We start from the raw sequence: 16,207 nt of genomic DNA on the forward strand, positions 1-16,207 counted from the left end.
ATCTATGAGATGCGCAACGAAAGGGAAAGCCATGTCCGGCGACTCCGACCTGATCAAACTCTACTCTGCCCGCATTCTTGAACTGGCGGCCGATATCCCGCATCACACGCGTCTTGAGGCACCTGCGGTGACCGTGAAAAAGAGGTCGCCCCTTTGCGGGTCGACCGTGACAGTGGATCTGACACTTGAGGGCGGCAAGGTCAGTGCGTTTGGCCAAGACGTCAAAGCCTGCGCGTTGGGCCAGGCCGCCGCGTCTGTTGTTGGCGGCGCGATCATGGGATGCACCCCGGCGCAGATCCTTCAGGCCCGGGATGAACTGAAAACCATGTTGAAAGAAGACGGCCCCGCCCCTGCGGCACCGTTTGACGGGCTCCAGGTGCTGCGGCCGGCGGTGGCCTATAAAAACCGCCACGCCTCTATCCTGTTGACGCTTGATGCGGCGTCCGAGGCCGTGAGCCAGCTGGCGCAAACGCAAAGCGCATAACTACCCCGATTTTACAAAAAAACCGCCGCACTTCAGATCCTGAAGGCGGCGGGACAGTGGCGTGTTCGTTGAAGCCGTCAAAGCTATTGAAGGCAGGCGACCTTCGTTGGGACAGTGCATCAAAGTTGGGACAGGGATGCAAAAGCTATCGGGCAAGAACCACGCAGGCAGAAAAAGGTAACAAATTCAGACAAGCACAGGCAGATGCAAGGCTGCAATCAGCATAAAGATCAATGACATGGCCCCAAGCGTATCCTGAACAAGCGCCGTGTTGGTTTGCGCCTTGGCTGCGTGAAACGAGGTTTTGATCCGCTGCATCATGATGACGTCCTCCTTGTTGCCTCTTTGTTCTCATATCACTCACGTAATGTAAAGAACTTTATGAGAACATTTGAGAACAAAAAGGGTCAGCCCACGGAAATAAGCTGAATCGCCTGATCCTGCCGCATCAGGTACAGCAACACCCGCGCCGCTTTGCCCCGTGCGGATTTCAGGTGCGGATCATCCTGTAGCAACTTGCGCGCATCATCCTGTGCAATCGCCATCAGGCTGGCCTGCCGTTCCAGATCGGCGATGCGAAAGCGGGGCAACCCGGATTGCGCTGTGCCCAGAACATCTCCGGCCCCGCGCATCTCAAGATCGACTTCGGAAATGCGAAACCCGTCTTCGGTTTCCCGCAGCGTGGTCAGTCGTTTCAGCCCGCTTTCATTCAGCGGTGGTTGATACAACAAAAGGCACGTCGATTCCGCAGAGCCGCGCCCCACCCGCCCGCGCAATTGGTGCAGCTGTGCCAAACCGAAGGTTTCGGCCCGTTCGATCACCATAATAGACGCATTGGGCACATTGACGCCCACTTCGATCACCGTTGTCGCCACCAACACGCCCGTCTCTCCGGCCACAAACCGTGCCATCGCCGCGTCTTTTTCGGCCGGGGGCATTTGACCATGCACAAGCCCGACAACGCCCTCTCCCAAGACCGCGCGCAACCGCTTGAACCGGTCTTCGGCGGCGGTCAGGTCAAGCACTTCGCTTTCTTCCACCAAAGGACAGACCCAATAGGCTTGCCGCCCCTCGGCCACGGCGTGTCGCAGCCGGTCAATCACGCTGTCCATCATTTCATTCGACAAAAGCGCGGTTTTTACAGGTGTTCGGCCCGGCGGTTTTTCATCCAGCACCGAAACATCCATATCGCCATACTGGGCCAAAGCCAGCGACCGGGGAATCGGTGTGGCGGTCATGACCAGCACATCCACCGCCAACCCTTTGCGCCCCAGTTCGAGACGTTGTCGCACACCAAAGCGATGTTGTTCATCAATGATCGCCAAACGAAGATCATCAAACGCCACATCCTTTTGAAACACAGCATGGGTCCCGACAAGGATCTGGATATCGCCCCGCGCCAGGGCGGCCAGTTTCGCCTTGCGCTCGGCCCCCTTGTCGCGCCCAGTCAGCAGCTCCAGCACCACGCCTGCGTCTTCGGCCAAAGGCTGCAGGCTTTCCAAATGCTGGCGAGCCAGAATTTCGGTCGGCGCCATCATGACGCCCTGCCCCCCGGCTTCGGCCACCGTCAGCAACGCCATAAAGGCAACAAGGGTCTTTCCCGACCCCACATCGCCTTGCAAAAGGCGGTTCATGCGCTGCGTCTTTTCCAGATCATCGGTGATGTCCTGAATGGACCGCATCTGCGCATCGGTGGGTTTATACGGCAATGCCGCGAACACCTTGCGTCGCAATCGCCCGTCCCCGACGCTGGACACCCCCGGTTTGGCCCGGCTCTGGGCACGGGCCAGTGCCAGGGTCAGTTGATGCGCCAGCAATTCGTCATAGGCCAACCTGCGCTTGACGGGGCTGTCCAAAGACAGATCAGCCGTGCCCTGCGGCGCGTGGGCCTGGGTCATCGCGTCGCGCCAGCCGGGCCACTCTTCCCGTTTGACCAAGGCCGGATCGGCCCATTCCGCCAGATCGGGTGCGCGGTCCAATGCGTCGCTTGCCGCCTTGGCCATTGTTTTCTGGGATACCCCCGCGGTCAGCGGATAAACCGGTTCAAACTCTGGCAGGGTATTGGCCTCATCCGGCAAAACGACATGATCAGGATGGACCATTTGCGCCATACCATCGAAAAACTCGACCCGGCCCGACACGATCCGCCGCGCGCCAAAGGGCAAAAGCTTGGACACATAGTCACCACGGGCGTGAAAAAACACGATCTGGAATGCGGTCTGCGCGTCCTCGACCATCACCCGGTAGGCTCCGCCCTTGTTGCGCGCGGGGCGATGCTGGCCGATTTCAACCTCGACCGTCAGCGTTGCCGGCAAATCGGCACCTTGCACCGTGTCGCGCAAGCGCCGGTCGATCACCGAATGCGGCAAGGTGTAAAGCAGATCGCGTGGGGCCTCTACGTCGATATGGGTCAACAGGGCCGCGGTCTTGGGGCCGATCCCTTTTAGCCCGCTGACTGCTGCAAAGAGCGGGAAGAGGATTTCGGGACGGCCGCTGCTCATGCGCCCGCAATCAGATCGAACCAGCCATCTTCGTCAATGATGTCGATACCCAGTTCGCGCGCCTTGGTTTCTTTTGACCCGGCACCCGGCCCGGCAACCAGCAAATCGGTTTTCGACGACACCGATCCCGACACTTTGGCCCCAAGACTTTCGGCGCGCGCTTTGGCTTCGGCGCGGGTCATGCGGGTGAGCGTGCCGGTAAAGACAACCGTTTTCCCGGCGACCGGGCTGCCCTCTGTCTGGGGGCGTTCCGCATCCTGAATGTCCAGATGCGCGACCAATCGGTCAATCGAGGCGCGTTCAGCCTCTTGTCCGAAACTGGTCAGCAGCGACACAGCCACGGTGGCACCGATGCCATCAATCCCGGTCAGATCATCCCACGCCGCCTGAACAGGGCCCGGCACGTCTTTCCACATGGCCTTGCGGATCACCGACAGATTGGCGCGACGGCCCTCTTTACTGGCAAGACGCCGCTCTTCGTCCAGCGCGCGTTCTGTGGCCAGATAGGCCTCGGCGGCGGGTTTGGCCGCATCGATGGCCTCCGCCAAAGCGGCCCAGCTGCCGTAGTGACGCGCCAGATCATTGGCCGCCACTTCCCCGACATGCCGCAACCCAAGGGCGAACAGCAAACGCCCCAAAGCGATGGTTCGCTTTTCATCAATGGCATCGAACAGGTTTTGCGCAGATTTATCCCCCCAGCCTTCGCGGTTCTTAAGCGCCTTCAACCCGCCGCCATAGCGGTCTTTCAGCGTAAAGATGTCCGCCGGTTCCCTGATCCAGCCATCCAGATAAAACTGTTCCACCTGTTTGGCCCCCAGCCCTTCAATGTCAAACGCGCTGCGTGACACAAAATGTTTCAGCTTTTCAACCGCTTGTGCCGGACAGATCAGGCCACCACTGCAGCGTCGCACGGCATCGCCCTCTTCGCGGATGGCGTCTGAGCCGCATTCCGGGCAGGTGGTTGGAAATGTGAACGGTTTGGCCGTTTCCGGCCGTTTGGACAAATCGACATCCGCAACTTTCGGGATCACGTCACCGGCGCGGTAGACCTTAACCCAATCGCCTTCGCGAATGTCCTTGCCCTCGCGGATGGGGGCACCGTTTGCGTCACATCCGGCGATATAATCTTCGTTGTGAAGCGTCGCATTTGATACAACCACACCGCCCACCGTCACCGGCGTCAGACGGGCCACCGGGCTGAGCGCGCCGGTGCGCCCCACCTGAATGTCGATCGCCTCAAGCCGCGTCCAGGCCAGTTCAGCGGGAAACTTGTGCGCAATCGCCCATCTGGGTGTGGTCGACCGGAACCCCAGCCTGTCCTGAAAGGCAAGGTCATCCACCTTGTAGACCACGCCGTCAATGTCATAGCCCAAAGTGGCGCGTTGCGCTTCAATTTCGCGGTACTGTGCCAGCATTTCGGCCGGGGTGGCGCAGCGTTTGGTCAGGGGATTGGTCTGAAATCCAAGCGATTTCATCCGGTCAATCGCCCCCATTTGCGTGTCGGACAGCGCATCGCTTAAAACTCCCCAGGAATAGGCAAAAAACCGCAGCGGGCGGTCTTTGGTGATGTTCGGGTCCAACTGCCGCAACGATCCGGCTGCGGCGTTTCGCGGATTGGCAAACGCCTTGCCACCGCGCTGCGCCTGCCGCGCATTCAGATCGGCAAAATCAGCGTGGCTCATATAAACCTCGCCCCGGATTTCGAGCGTCTTTGGTGCGCCGGTCAGATGCGTGGGGATATCCCCAATGGTGCGCGCGTTAGCAGTGACGTTTTCGCCGACTGTCCCATCCCCGCGCGTGGCGGCTTGCACAAGCGCCCCGTTTTCATAACGCAACGCCAAAGACAGGCCGTCGATCTTGGGTTCGGCCGTGTAGGCCAGCGGATCAGCCTCTGACAGAGCCAGATAGCGGCGAACGCTTTGATCAAAGCTGAGGATATCGTCATCGTCAAACGCGTTTGACAGTGACATCATCCGCTGGGCATGGCGGATCTTTCCGAATCCTTCGGCCGGGGCAGCGCCGACCTGATCGCTGGGACTGTCGCTGCGTTTCAGTTCGGGAAAGCGCGCCTCGATCGCCGCATTCCGGCGCTTGAGCGCGTCGTAATGGGCATCTGAAATGTCCGGCGCGTCCTGGGTGTGATAGGCTGTATTTGCCGCCGCCAAAGCGGTTGCAAGCCGTTCAAGCTCAGCCGCTGCCTCTTTCTCGGACAAAGCTTCGACTGATATTTCCTGCCCCATCAAAATGCCCCTTCACCGCGATCTTGGAACAGAGTGATAGGGCTGGCTGTGACCAGCGTCCAGATTGGATAACGACTTGCCCGGCAAAATCACAGGCCACATCGCCATACCGCGCGTGCCGATTGTCCACATGTCGGATTAAGCCACCGATACCCGGACAAGCGTCACGCAGTCCTGCGCACCGCCTTGCCGGGCATCAATGGGTATGTGTCAGGCCCCAACCGCGATCTTGCCGGGTTCCAGAATATCGGGGTCGCGCAGGACATAGCCACGCCCCCACACGGTTTCGATATAGCTGCCATCTTCGGTGGCTTCGGCCAGCTTTTTGCGCAGTTTGCAAATGAACACATCAATGATCTTGAGTTCCGGTTCATCCATACCGCCGTACAGATGGTTCAGGAACATTTCCTTGGTCAATGTGGTGCCCTTGCGCAAGCTCAGCAGTTCGAACATCTGGTATTCCTTGCCCGTCAGATGCACGGTATTGCCGTCCACCTGAACCGTTTTGGCGTCAAGATTAACTTCGATCTTGCCGGTGCGGATAATGGACTGGGAATGGCCCTTTGACCGGCGGATGATGGCGTGAATGCGGGCCACCAGCTCTTCCCGGTGGAACGGTTTGGTCAGATAATCATCCGCCCCAAATCCGAACCCCTTCACCTTGTCTTCGCTGCCGTCATTGCCCGACAGGATCAGGATAGGCGTTTCAATTCGTGCCAGACGCAACTGACGCAAAACGTCAAATCCGTTCATATCCGGCAAGTTAATATCAAGAAGGATCAAATCATAATCATAGAGCTTGGCCAAATCGATGCCTTCTTCCCCCAAATCGGTGGAATAGACGTTCAGGTTGGCATTGCCCAACATCAGTTCGATACTTTTTGACGTCGTTGGGTCATCTTCAACCAAGAGTACGCGCATCAAGTTTCTCCGCTAAGTCAGCGTCCGGCAAAACGACACTGATCAAAAAAGGTTAATCCCAGGTTACTGCACCTCAATCGAATAATGCAACCTTAGATTGCAGTAAAATTACAAATTATCTAAAACGTTGAACAGCGGTTGCTTTCAACGCATCTTTTCCGTGCCGTTCAGATGCTGAAATCCATCCGTCCAGTTCTTCTTCGCTCAGGTCATAGCGCGCCAATGCTTCTTTTTTTGTAATCAATTGATGAATAACAGCATCCACGACAATGGCCTTGCGTGACGCAACCCAGCGATATGTGTTTTGTGGTGGCAAATCCGCGTGGGTCAGAATTGACCCGTCAGCCAACGTCACGGTTCGTGGCCCGCTTGCCCTTTTAAGATACATGTATCGGCCCTTTCCAAAAGCCCTGATCGTTTGTATCCCGCAGACTGATCCGATCAGCCTTAATGTGACGTGAAGCCAAGGGTTGAGAATATGTTGGATTTGCCTATATTTTGCGGGATTACCCCCTAAACCTGTCTGCGGAGACCGTCATGGCCCTTGATGCGCCCAAGCTCAATTCGCTTGGCTTTGCCAAACCCCCGTCCCAAACACGCGTCGTTGTGGCGATGTCGGGCGGCGTGGACAGTTCGGTTGTGGCGGCGCAATTGGCCGAAGAAGGCTATGATGTGGTCGGCGTGACCCTGCAGCTTTATGATCACGGTGCCGCATTGGCAAAGAAAGGCGCGTGTTGCGCGGGGCTGGACATTCACGACGCCCGGCGTGTGGCCGAGGATATGGGCTTTCCGCATTATGTTCTGGATTATGAGAACATTTTTAAGGACGCGGTGATTGACGAATTCGCCGACAGCTATCTTGCCGGGGCAACACCGGTACCCTGCATTCGCTGCAATGAGCGCGTGAAGTTTAAGGATCTTCTGGAGACCGCCAAGGATCTTGATGCGGATTGCATGGCCACGGGGCACTATATTCAACGCAAAATGGGTCCTTCCGGGCCCGAATTGCATTGCGCCGAAGATGCCAATCGCGATCAAAGCTACTTCCTGTTCTCGACCACGCCCGAGCAGCTGGAATATTTGCGGTTTCCTTTGGGCCACCTACCCTCGAAAGACGCGACCCGCGATCTGGCGGCGCGTTTCAATTTGCAGGTTGCCGACAAGCCGGACAGTCAGGACATCTGTTTCGTGCCCAATGGCAATTACGCCAGCGTGATCGAAAAGCTGCGGCCCGGCGCGGCAGAGCCTGGCGACATTGTCGATATCAACGGCAACGTCCTGGGCCATCATGACGGCGTTATTCATTACACCATCGGCCAACGGCGCGGTCTGGGGATAGGCGGCCTGAGCGACCCGTTATATGTGGTCAAGCTGGATGTGGATGCCAAACAGGTCATCGTTGGGCCCAAAGAGCTGCTGTCCACCCGTGTAATTCCCGTCCGCGAGATCAACTGGCTTGGAGATGGGGCGTTCAACAGCCGTGCGGAATGGCACGTGTCGGTCAAAGTGCGGTCGACCCGCCCCCCCCGAGAGGCAATTATCCGCCCTGTGTCCGATACCGAGGCCGAGGTCGAGCTGGTGACCCCGGAAGAAGGCGTCAGCCCAGGGCAGGCGTGCGTCTTTTACGATCCGGACAGCACGCGTATTCTGGGCGGCGGATGGATCTGGCGCGGTTGACATGGGCGATTGAAACGCTGTGGTGCCTGTTTCACACTGCCGGCATCTCTGCCTGAGGAAACTGGCCACAGCATGCTTTGCGCTCAGCCAACACGGATAGTCTGCATCGTTCCACGCCTTGGAGCGAGCGTCGGGGGTGGCAAGATGAATGCCATTTTCAAACGGATGAACCTGCTGGCAGAGCGCGAGGCAACACAGGTCGTTCTGCTGAACATACAACACGGCGTGAACCAGAAAATCGCTTTTGCCAATCTTCGCGCGCAAGGGGTGTTCCACCCGGATATACGCCATCAATCCCTATACGAGTTTTGCACAGCCAAAGATCATCAGGCCCCCGGCCCTGCCGAATTGGACTTGCCAGACTGGGAGACGCAAAAAACCCGACACGGCGGGAAGCGCACGACCAGTTACTACCAGGACGGTTGTCGCGTCATGCGCGACACTCAAGAGCCCACGTCCGCCGGTGATCTTCTTATCAGAGAGATCGTCACAGATCGCGACAGGGATATCCGTCTTAAATACCTCGACGATACGATCGTTGAATCGCGTGTGCGCTTTGGTGACGGTGTGGTCATCAAATCCTATTTTGCCCACGGTCAGGTGGCCTGCACGCTTCGACAGGAAAACCGGGCGTTTGTGTGGGCCGACAGTGCCGTTTTGGGCGAGCGGTTTCACAATGAAAACAATATGCACAAAGCCATTGTCGAACAGGGCTTTCCACCTGACTGTATCGTTTTTGTGGACGGGATCACCACCGCCTATCTGTCGCGGCATATTTCAGCCCGCAAGGTATTGGTGCTGCACGCAGATCACCGCGCCCCATCAGGTGATGTGGTGCCGCGCTCGCGGCATCTGATCGAAAATTTCGAGGGTGATGCGATCCTCACCGCAACTCATGTCCACAAGGCCCGGCTGGAAAAAGATCTGAAACACGCCGCGCCGATCCGTGTCATTCCGCATTATACCGACCGCCCCGAACCGTCAGACGCATCGCGGGCGCATATTTGCACCGTCTCCCGGTTGGAACTGACGGGCAAACCCATCCATCAATGTATCGAGGCGTTCACGCGCATCATGCATCTGATCCCGGATACAAATTACCTCATCTATGGGTCGGGCCTTGGACAGGCCCGACTTCAGCAGCTTATTGATCACAAAGGCTGTGGCGACCGTGTCTTTTTGAAAGGCTACACGACTGATCCGTCACAGGTCTTTCGCAAGTCGTTGATGTCCTTGGCCCCCACGCTGACCGAGGGTTTTGGCCTTTCCTTGCTGGAATCCCTATCCTGTGGATGTCCGGTTATCAGCTATGACGTAGATTACGGGCCACGCGAATTGATCCGGCCCGGACAGAACGGAGAATTGGTAGCACCGGGTGATATTGACGGCATCGTCAAGGCGATCCGGACAGTGTTGGATCACCGCGCGGATTATGCCAAGGCCGCCCGTCAAACCGCGCATCAATATTCGTTTGAGGTTTACCAAAAGAACTATGACGCGCTTTTGGATGACCTGACGGGGCGGAATTTTTCGTTCGACATTGGGGCGCGCGATCTCAAATGGGAAACCCGTCTGGCGGTGTCCTCCGCGCCACGCATGTATAAGGCACGGTTGCTGGATTTATACATAAAACTGTGCGCAGACACGCGTGATCTGGAGGGGATGTATCAGGGATTTCAGCAAAAGCTGGATCTTTTCCCAAGCCTTCAGCGTCCGCTTATGCGATGCATCTGGCTGAGCCGCAAACTTGGCCGTGATAATGAATGTCGCGCTTATCTGGCCGTATTTGCACAGCGTTTCCCAGTCAATTATCGCCATTTCCTTGGGCGTTATCCGATTTTTCAGGACATTGCGGACGCGCTTGATCCGGACGCGCGGGTGCGCTGAGATCCCCTGCGCGGTCACGTATGGCCGTGTGACAAACGCCTAGAGGCTACATTTATCGCGCATGAAGGCCAGGGCCACGGACAAGCCGTCGGGGGCGATGCCGTGGGCTGTGCCTTTCATGATATGGGCAAACACGTCCTGCCAACCGGCTTCCTGCAAGGCTTCGGCGGCGGCGGGCAGGGATTGGACCGGGACGACATCATCCTGATCGCCATGGACCAGCAGAATGGGAAAGCGGCTGACCACCTCGTCGGCCAAAAGTTCCGGGGCCAGCAGACGGCCGGAAAAGCCGACCAACCCGGCAATCGGATCTTCGCGGCGCGGGGCCACATGCAGGCCCATCATGGTGCCCTGACTGAACCCAAAGATCACGACCTGTTCGGGCAGCAAGTCTTCATCGACCATCAAGGCATCCAGAAACGCGTTCAGATCGTCCACGGCGCGGGCCATGCCGGCCATTGATTCTTCCTCGGACGACCCGTCAATCCATGGGATCGGGAACCACTGAAATCCAAACGGCGCACCGGCACAGGCTTCGGGGGCGTCGGGCGCGACAAACAGCGTATCGGGCAGATGTTCACCCAACGGATCGGCCAGCCCCAGCAGATCAGCCCCGTTCGCACCATATCCGTGCAGGAACACAACGGCAGATCGTGTGTCTCCGGAAACCGGTTCTTTGCGTCCGGCAGTCAGTACCCGTGTCATGCGATCCCCTCTCGATCCTTGGCCACATGGTAGTAGGCCCAGAGCGCCCGCGCCGCAACCGATCTCCAGGGTGACCAATCCTGCGCCATGGCGCGCAAGGCTTTGTCCTTTGGCCGGTCCGGCAGGTCGAACAACAGGCGCGCGCTTTCCTGCAGCGCCAGATCCCCCGGCGCGAACACATCGGCACGCCCTAACGAGAACATTGCATAGATTTCAGCGGTCCAGACACCGATGCCGGTGACGGCCGTGAGCGTCTTTACCACTGTCTCGGTCGGCGCGGTGCGCAGGGCGGCATAGTCGATCCCGGCCTCGGCCAGCGCGCAGGCATAGCGCGCCTTTTGGCGGCTGAGGCCCAGTTCGCGCAATCCGTCGGGCCCATGCTGCAACACCGTCTCGGGTGTCACAGCCCCGGCGGTTTCCAACCGGGACCAAATCGCGCGGGCCGACGCCACGCTGACCTGTTGACTGACGATGGCGCTTAAAAGCTGGCCAAACCCGTCAGGTTTCAGCCGCAACGGCAAAGGGCCGGTTTGCGCCAAGGCGTGTGCAAACCGCGCCTCTCTGCGGGCCAGCCATTCGGCACCCTCTGCGACACAGGCGTCCGATGTAATCAAACGTTCTGTCATAGTCGCGTCTCCAGCCAGTTTAAGGCGGCGTCAACTGTATGCACGATGGTGCCTCCTGACGGTTTGGGCCGTGCGATCATATAGACCGGACATCCAAGCGCGCGCGCCGCGCCAATCTTTGGCCATCCGCCCTCACCGCCTGCATTGCGCGTCAGCACCGCGTCAATCCGATACCTGCGCATCAGCGCGATTTCCGAGTTCAACGTAAAGGGCGGCGTGTCGTACAAAAACCGTCCGTGGCGCAGTGAACAGGGTGCCGTGTGACGCGACAGCTGGCGCACAAACGCCGTTGCATGGCGCAGCGCCCGCAGCTCTGCCAACGCCGGACGGCCCAGCGTGACCAGCACCCGCGCCCCCGGCGGAACAAGACCGGGCGCGTCGCGCGCATGACGCAAAGGCACCCACCTGTCGCGCCGGTCGGGCCGCCATCCCGATCGGATCAGACAAAGCAGCGGGCAACCGGTCTGCGCCGCGACGCGTGCGGCAATTTCGAATGAGGGCGCGTCACAGGGGTGCGGGGCGGCCACGATGACACGGGCGGCCTGCGCATAATGGGCAAATTCGACCTGTTCCGCTGCGGTGCTACCCGAAACCCTGCCCCGGGCTGGCTGCCAAAGCCGGGCAGAGGCGCCCAGTCTTTGCACAAGATCACGCGCTTCGGCCGATCCGCCAAGGATGGCGATCTGCCCGGCGCAGGTGCTCTTGATATCGGTCGAGATCTTCATTCCCGAGGGCTTACACAACCACGAGGCAAAGCGCCACGGGCGCACCACGCATCTTGATGCGCGCCGCGATTGGTCCTAGGCAATGGGCATGAGCACACTAGACCCAGCCGCCCAGCAGGATGACGCCCTCCAGCACAGTCGCGCCAAGCGCAATGTCATGGTGCTGGTCTGTGCGCAGGCCATTCTTGGCGCGCAGATGCCGATGATCTTTACCGTTGGCGGTCTGGCCGGGCAGTCGCTTGCGTCGAATATCTGTTTTGCCACGCTTCCCATTTCGCTCATTGTTCTGGGCTCTATGGTCACGGCAACACCGATTTCGGCTTTCATGCAGAAATACGGCCGCCGTGCGGGGTTTATCGTGGGGTCGATGGGCGGTGCTCTGGGCGGTGCGATCGGCGCATACGGTCTTTATATCGCGTCCTTCCCGGTGTTCCTGCTGGGCAGTTTCCTGACCGGGATCTACATGTCTGCTCAGGGGTTTTACCGTTTTGCGGCTGCCGATAACACGTCCGAGACCTTTCGTCCCAAAGCGATTTCCTATGTCATGGCCGGCGGGCTTGCCGCCGCCATTATCGGCCCGCAACTGGTGAAAGCCACGGCCGACAGCTATGTGGTGCCCTTTCTGGGAACCTATATCGCGGTGATTGTTCTGAACATCGTGGGTTCGGTTCTGTTCTGGTTTCTCGACATTCCCAAACCGCCCGTCCCGTCCGAAGACGCGCCCAAGGGGCGGACCCGTTGGGAGCTTTTGACAACACCGCGCATTGCGGTTGCGATAATCTGCGCCATGGTCACTTATGCACTGATGAACCTTGTCATGACCTCCACCCCGCTTGCCGTGGTGGGCTGTGGGTTCACCGCCGGAAATGCCGCTGACATTGTGTCGGCCCATGTTCTGGCGATGTTTGCGCCGTCGTTCTTTACCGGCCACCTCATTGTGCGCTTTGGGGTCGAAAAGATTGTCGCGGCCGGACTTGTCATTTTGGCCGCAGCCGGGGCCGTTGCGCTTCAGGGGGTCGAACTTGGCAATTTCTACATCGCTTTGATTCTTCTGGGGCTTGGCTGGAATTTCGGCTTTATCGGGGCCACAGCCATGCTGACCTCAGCGCACGAGCCGCATGAACGCGGGCGCGTTCAGGGCATGAATGACGTTCTGGTCTTTGGCGGTGTCACAGTTGCGTCACTGGCCTCTGGCGGGTTGTTGAACTGTTCCGGCGGGACACCCGCAGAAGGCTGGAGCGCGGTGAATATGGCCATGGCCCCGTTCCTGATGCTGGCGGGCGGTGCTTTGATCTGGCTGATGTTCCAACCCCGGGATGACATGGCCTGATCGATAAAATTGGATATATTTTGACACATGCGGGAAAGATCATTTTCAGACTTACCCGGCTAGACCAAGGCAGTTTCCACCAGAACGGTGTCTGCCATGCGCTCTTATTTTACACGAACTCTCATCGTTGCCCTATTGGGGCTGACCGGTTGCCAACATTATGACAAGGCGGCGCATTTTGCCGTCGGGGCTGCAGTGTCCCACGCAGTGACCACCCAAACCCAAAGCAAAGCGGCAGGATGTGCTGCGGCTGTGGGTGTTGGGGTGTTGAAAGAATTGATCGACGATCATTCAGATCCGTTGGATATTCTGGCGACGGGGCTTGGATGCTCTGTTGTGTTGGCGTTCTAGCCCTGGGTCATCAGCGCGCGGTTGCGGCGTGCCACATCAAGCGCATTTTCTTGATCGCCTCAGAAGTGCCCAGCGTTCCATCCGCCACACGACGCGGATCTGCCACGACCTGCTGCAAAAGCGGTTTTGCCTGCCATGTGGCCAGAATCACGGGGCGGGCCGTGCGTGGCAGCTGGTTCCGGTCAGCGCGTGCTTTGTTCAGACGGTTGAGGCCGTCTTGGGCCACGGCCTGAACCGCGTCTGTGCGCCCATCCACAAGCGGAATCCGTCCCTGGCGCTCCAACTCCGGCACGGCTTTCAGAAATTGCGCCAGACCACTGGCATAACCCAGATCGCGCAGCACATCGGGCGACTGTCCGCTGAGCGATTGCGCGCCCGCCAAAAGCAAGGATGCCGACGTGTCCTCAAGATAACGGGTAAAGGCCGCCTGATCCTCGAACGGATCACGGTGCACATCCCAAAGACGGGCGGTCACGGCCTTTTGCAATTGGCGCGCCGCCTCAGCGTCCAGAACGTGTGCAAGCGATGTCACCACCTCGTGCCGCCTGACATGCCCGCCAGACGCAATCTCTTCCAAGGCGTCGGTCCACCATTGCAACCGCATCTCGGCGATCAACGGCTCTTGTGTCACCCATGGCGCGCGGGACACTTCGACGTTGAGGGCATAAATCGGAAACAGCGTTTTGCGCGCTTCAACCGGGGCCGCCATGGTCGCGGCGAACCGGTCGGGATCGCCGCGTTCCACCAGTTGCGCACAGGCCGTCAGATCCGCGTCGAACCTCATGACGCAAACACCTGCACCGGCGCATCCGCCCGCCGTCCCCATCGCGACGGATATTTCCGAGCCGCAAAGATCGTGCCTCGATCCATCACGCCCGGTCCCGGATCAGTTTCCAACGCACCGCATCCAGCAAAGCCTCGAACGACGCGTCGATGATGTTTGCACTCACACCGACCGTCGCCCAGCGTCGTCCGGCTCCATCTTCGCTGTCAATGATCACACGCGTCACCGCCTCGGTGCCACCTTGGGTGATCCGGACCTTGAAATCGACCAACCGCATGTCGTCGATCTTGTCCTGATACGGCCCAAGGTCTTTGGCCAGCGCTTTGGCCAAGGCGTTCACCGGGCCCCGGTCATTGCCCAGATCATCCATTGATTCACTGACCGACAGTTTTTTCACGCCATCGACCTTGACCACCACAACCGCTTCGGACAGCGAAATCATCTTGTTATACTTGTTCTTGCGCCGTTCGACCGTTACCCGATAGCGCTTGACCTCAAAGAAATCGGGCAGCTGACCCAGCTCGTCGCGCGCCAGCAACTCAAAGCTGGCCTGAGCGGTGTCATACGCGTACCCCTCGGCCTCGCGGGCTTTGATCCGGTCAAGAATACGCGCAAGGGCCGGGTCCTTGTCGGGCACCTCGATCCCGGCTTCCGCCAGACGCCGCCGCAGATTGGATTGCCCCGCCTGATTGGACATCGGGATGATACGGCGATTGCCAACTGTTCCGGGATCGACATGTTCGTAAGTGGTCGGATCTTTCAGGATCGCACTGGCATGCAGCCCGGCCTTATGCGCAAAGGCCGACGACCCGACATAGGCGGATTGCTTGAGAGGCACCCGGTTCAGCACCTCGTCCAACATCCGGCTGATCCGCGTCATGCCATCAAGCGCGTCCAGCGTCACTCCGGTGTCGAAGGCGCTTTTATACGGATCTTTCAGCAGCAGTGTCGGGATCAGCGACGTGAGATTGGCATTGCCGCAGCGTTCACCCAGCCCGTTCAGCGTGCCCTGTATCTGACGTGCCCCCGCATCCACCGCCGCAAGCGTCCCGGCGACCGCCATTTCGGTGTCGTTGTGGGTGTGGATGCCCAGATGGTCGCCCGGAATACCCGCGCCAACGACCGCGCGCGTGATCGTGCCGATCTCTTGCGGCAGCGTGCCGCCATTGGTGTCGCACAAAACGACCCAGCGGGCCCCGGCCTGATACGCCGCTTTGACGCAGGACACCGCGTAACCGGGATTGGCTTTGTAGCCGTCAAAGAAATGTTCGGCATCAAACAAGGCCTCGCGCCCCTGCCCCACGATATGCGCAATCGACGCGCGGATGTTCTCGACGTTTTCGTCGAGCGTGATTCCAAGTGCTGCGGTGACATGAAAATCATGGGTCTTGCCGACAAGGCACACCGCCTTGGTTTCGGCATTCATCACCGCCGCCAGAACGTCGTCATTGTCAGCCGACCGGCCCGCCCGCTTGGTCATGCCAAAGGCGGTGATAGTGGCCTTGGTCTGGCCGACCGCATCGAAAAACGCGTTGTCGGTGGGGTTCGCACCGGGCCAGCCGCCTTCGATATAGTCAATGCCAAGCGCATCAAGCGCCTCGACAATGCGGAGCTTTTCAGGTGTCGAAAACTGCACACCCTGCGTCTGCTGGCCGTCGCGCAAGGTGGTATCGTAGAGAGTTAGGCGCTCGCGGGTCATAGTGTTTCTTTAAGCTTCTGAAGATCAAAACCATCCAAAAAGTAGAGTTTTGGACCATCTTTTGTATCAACAAGCTCAAACCCCAAGCGTTGAAGGTTGCATCGAAGCTCGTCCGCGAGATCATAGTTTCTTACGCTCTTTGCTTCTTCTCTGTCGCGCACCAACTCAACTATTCCAGCCTTTTGGATTGCAGACATCTTCTCAATATCGAGATCTGCAAGTGCTGCATTTTCCAATAGTTCTAGCTCTTCGGGAAATTTACGCTTCAGAAGTTCAT

The 16,207-nt window shown here is 58.8% G+C and carries 15 protein-coding genes; 5 read left to right on the top strand and 10 right to left on the bottom strand.

The window, feature by feature from the left end; translation table 11 throughout:
* Positions 1-31 precede the first annotated feature (31 nt).
* Positions 32-484 (top strand): iron-sulfur cluster assembly scaffold protein, encoded by a 453-nt coding sequence (locus ACG74X_RS07645; RefSeq protein WP_411233724.1) that lies wholly within the window; start codon positions 32-34, stop codon positions 482-484.
* A 186-nt stretch (positions 485-670) separates the two neighbouring features.
* Here the strand turns inward: ACG74X_RS07645 and ACG74X_RS07650 are convergent, their stop codons facing one another.
* The 5 genes from ACG74X_RS07650 to ACG74X_RS07670 all read right to left on the bottom strand — a co-directional run bounded on the left by ACG74X_RS07650 (position 671) and on the right by ACG74X_RS07670 (position 6,534).
* On the bottom strand, positions 671-805 hold the full coding sequence (locus ACG74X_RS07650; protein ID WP_411233726.1) for a hypothetical protein: 135 nt from the start codon (positions 803-805) through the stop codon (positions 671-673).
* An 86-nt stretch (positions 806-891) separates the two neighbouring features.
* Entirely contained in the window at positions 892-2,985 is a 2,094-nt protein-coding gene (recG, locus tag ACG74X_RS07655; protein ID WP_411233728.1) for an ATP-dependent DNA helicase RecG, read from the bottom strand.
* Positions 2,982-5,225 carry an NAD-dependent DNA ligase LigA gene (gene ligA / locus ACG74X_RS07660; protein ID WP_411233730.1) on the bottom strand — a complete coding sequence of 748 codons (2,244 nt, stop codon included), beginning with the start codon at positions 5,223-5,225 and terminating at the stop codon, positions 2,982-2,984. The genes recG and ligA overlap by 4 nt, the downstream gene beginning before the upstream one ends.
* Positions 5,226-5,435: 210 nt before the next feature.
* Complete coding sequence (ctrA, locus tag ACG74X_RS07665) at positions 5,436-6,146, bottom strand: response regulator transcription factor CtrA (protein WP_411233732.1); 711 nt, start codon at positions 6,144-6,146, stop codon at positions 5,436-5,438.
* Positions 6,147-6,261: 115 nt separating this feature from the next.
* Complete coding sequence (locus tag ACG74X_RS07670; protein WP_411233734.1) at positions 6,262-6,534, bottom strand: DUF1153 domain-containing protein; 273 nt, start codon at positions 6,532-6,534, stop codon at positions 6,262-6,264.
* A gap of 149 nt (positions 6,535-6,683) precedes the next feature.
* Between ACG74X_RS07670 and mnmA the strand changes: the two genes are divergently transcribed.
* Positions 6,684-7,823, top strand: a complete 1,140-nt coding sequence (mnmA, locus tag ACG74X_RS07675; protein ID WP_411233736.1) for a tRNA 2-thiouridine(34) synthase MnmA — start codon at positions 6,684-6,686, stop codon at positions 7,821-7,823.
* A gap of 144 nt (positions 7,824-7,967) precedes the next feature.
* Positions 7,968-9,710 (top strand): glycosyltransferase, encoded by a 1,743-nt coding sequence (locus ACG74X_RS07680; RefSeq protein WP_411233738.1) that lies wholly within the window; start codon positions 7,968-7,970, stop codon positions 9,708-9,710.
* Positions 9,711-9,749: 39 nt separating this feature from the next.
* On the opposite strand, the gene ACG74X_RS07685 is transcribed toward ACG74X_RS07680, so the two are convergent.
* Genes ACG74X_RS07685 through ACG74X_RS07695 form a run of 3 tightly spaced genes read right to left on the bottom strand, consistent with a single transcriptional unit; the run spans position 9,750 to position 11,766 of the window.
* The gene (locus tag ACG74X_RS07685) at positions 9,750-10,415 is read right to left on the bottom strand and encodes an alpha/beta hydrolase (RefSeq protein ID WP_411233740.1); all 666 of its coding nucleotides are present in this window, start codon (positions 10,413-10,415) and stop codon (positions 9,750-9,752) included.
* The gene (locus ACG74X_RS07690; protein WP_411233742.1) at positions 10,412-11,041 is read right to left on the bottom strand and encodes a DNA-3-methyladenine glycosylase family protein; all 630 of its coding nucleotides are present in this window, start codon (positions 11,039-11,041) and stop codon (positions 10,412-10,414) included. Before ACG74X_RS07690 ends, ACG74X_RS07685 begins: the two co-directional genes overlap by 4 nt.
* On the bottom strand, positions 11,038-11,766 hold the full coding sequence (locus ACG74X_RS07695) for a precorrin-6A/cobalt-precorrin-6A reductase (RefSeq protein ID WP_411233745.1): 729 nt from the start codon (positions 11,764-11,766) through the stop codon (positions 11,038-11,040). Before ACG74X_RS07695 ends, ACG74X_RS07690 begins: the two co-directional genes overlap by 4 nt.
* 88 nt (positions 11,767-11,854) lie before the next feature.
* On the opposite strand from ACG74X_RS07695, the gene ACG74X_RS07700 reads away from it, so the two are divergent.
* Together ACG74X_RS07700 and ACG74X_RS07705 are read left to right on the top strand one after the other, a co-directional pair.
* Positions 11,855-13,096 carry an MFS transporter gene (locus ACG74X_RS07700; RefSeq protein WP_411233747.1) on the top strand — a complete coding sequence of 414 codons (1,242 nt, stop codon included), beginning with the start codon at positions 11,855-11,857 and terminating at the stop codon, positions 13,094-13,096.
* Between the two features lie 96 nt (positions 13,097-13,192).
* Positions 13,193-13,447 carry a hypothetical protein gene (locus ACG74X_RS07705; RefSeq protein ID WP_411233749.1) on the top strand — a complete coding sequence of 85 codons (255 nt, stop codon included), beginning with the start codon at positions 13,193-13,195 and terminating at the stop codon, positions 13,445-13,447.
* 10 nt (positions 13,448-13,457) lie between these two features.
* On the opposite strand, the gene ACG74X_RS07710 is transcribed toward ACG74X_RS07705, so the two are convergent.
* Positions 13,458-14,231 carry a squalene/phytoene synthase family protein gene (locus tag ACG74X_RS07710; RefSeq protein WP_411233751.1) on the bottom strand — a complete coding sequence of 258 codons (774 nt, stop codon included), beginning with the start codon at positions 14,229-14,231 and terminating at the stop codon, positions 13,458-13,460.
* Positions 14,232-14,316: 85 nt separating this feature from the next.
* Positions 14,317-15,930 carry a citramalate synthase gene (gene cimA, locus ACG74X_RS07715; protein ID WP_411233753.1) on the bottom strand — a complete coding sequence of 538 codons (1,614 nt, stop codon included), beginning with the start codon at positions 15,928-15,930 and terminating at the stop codon, positions 14,317-14,319.
* Positions 15,931-16,207 lie beyond the last annotated feature (277 nt).

Source organism: Marivita sp. S0852 (assembly GCF_046591575.1).
GTDB lineage: Bacteria > Pseudomonadota > Alphaproteobacteria > Rhodobacterales > Rhodobacteraceae > Marivita.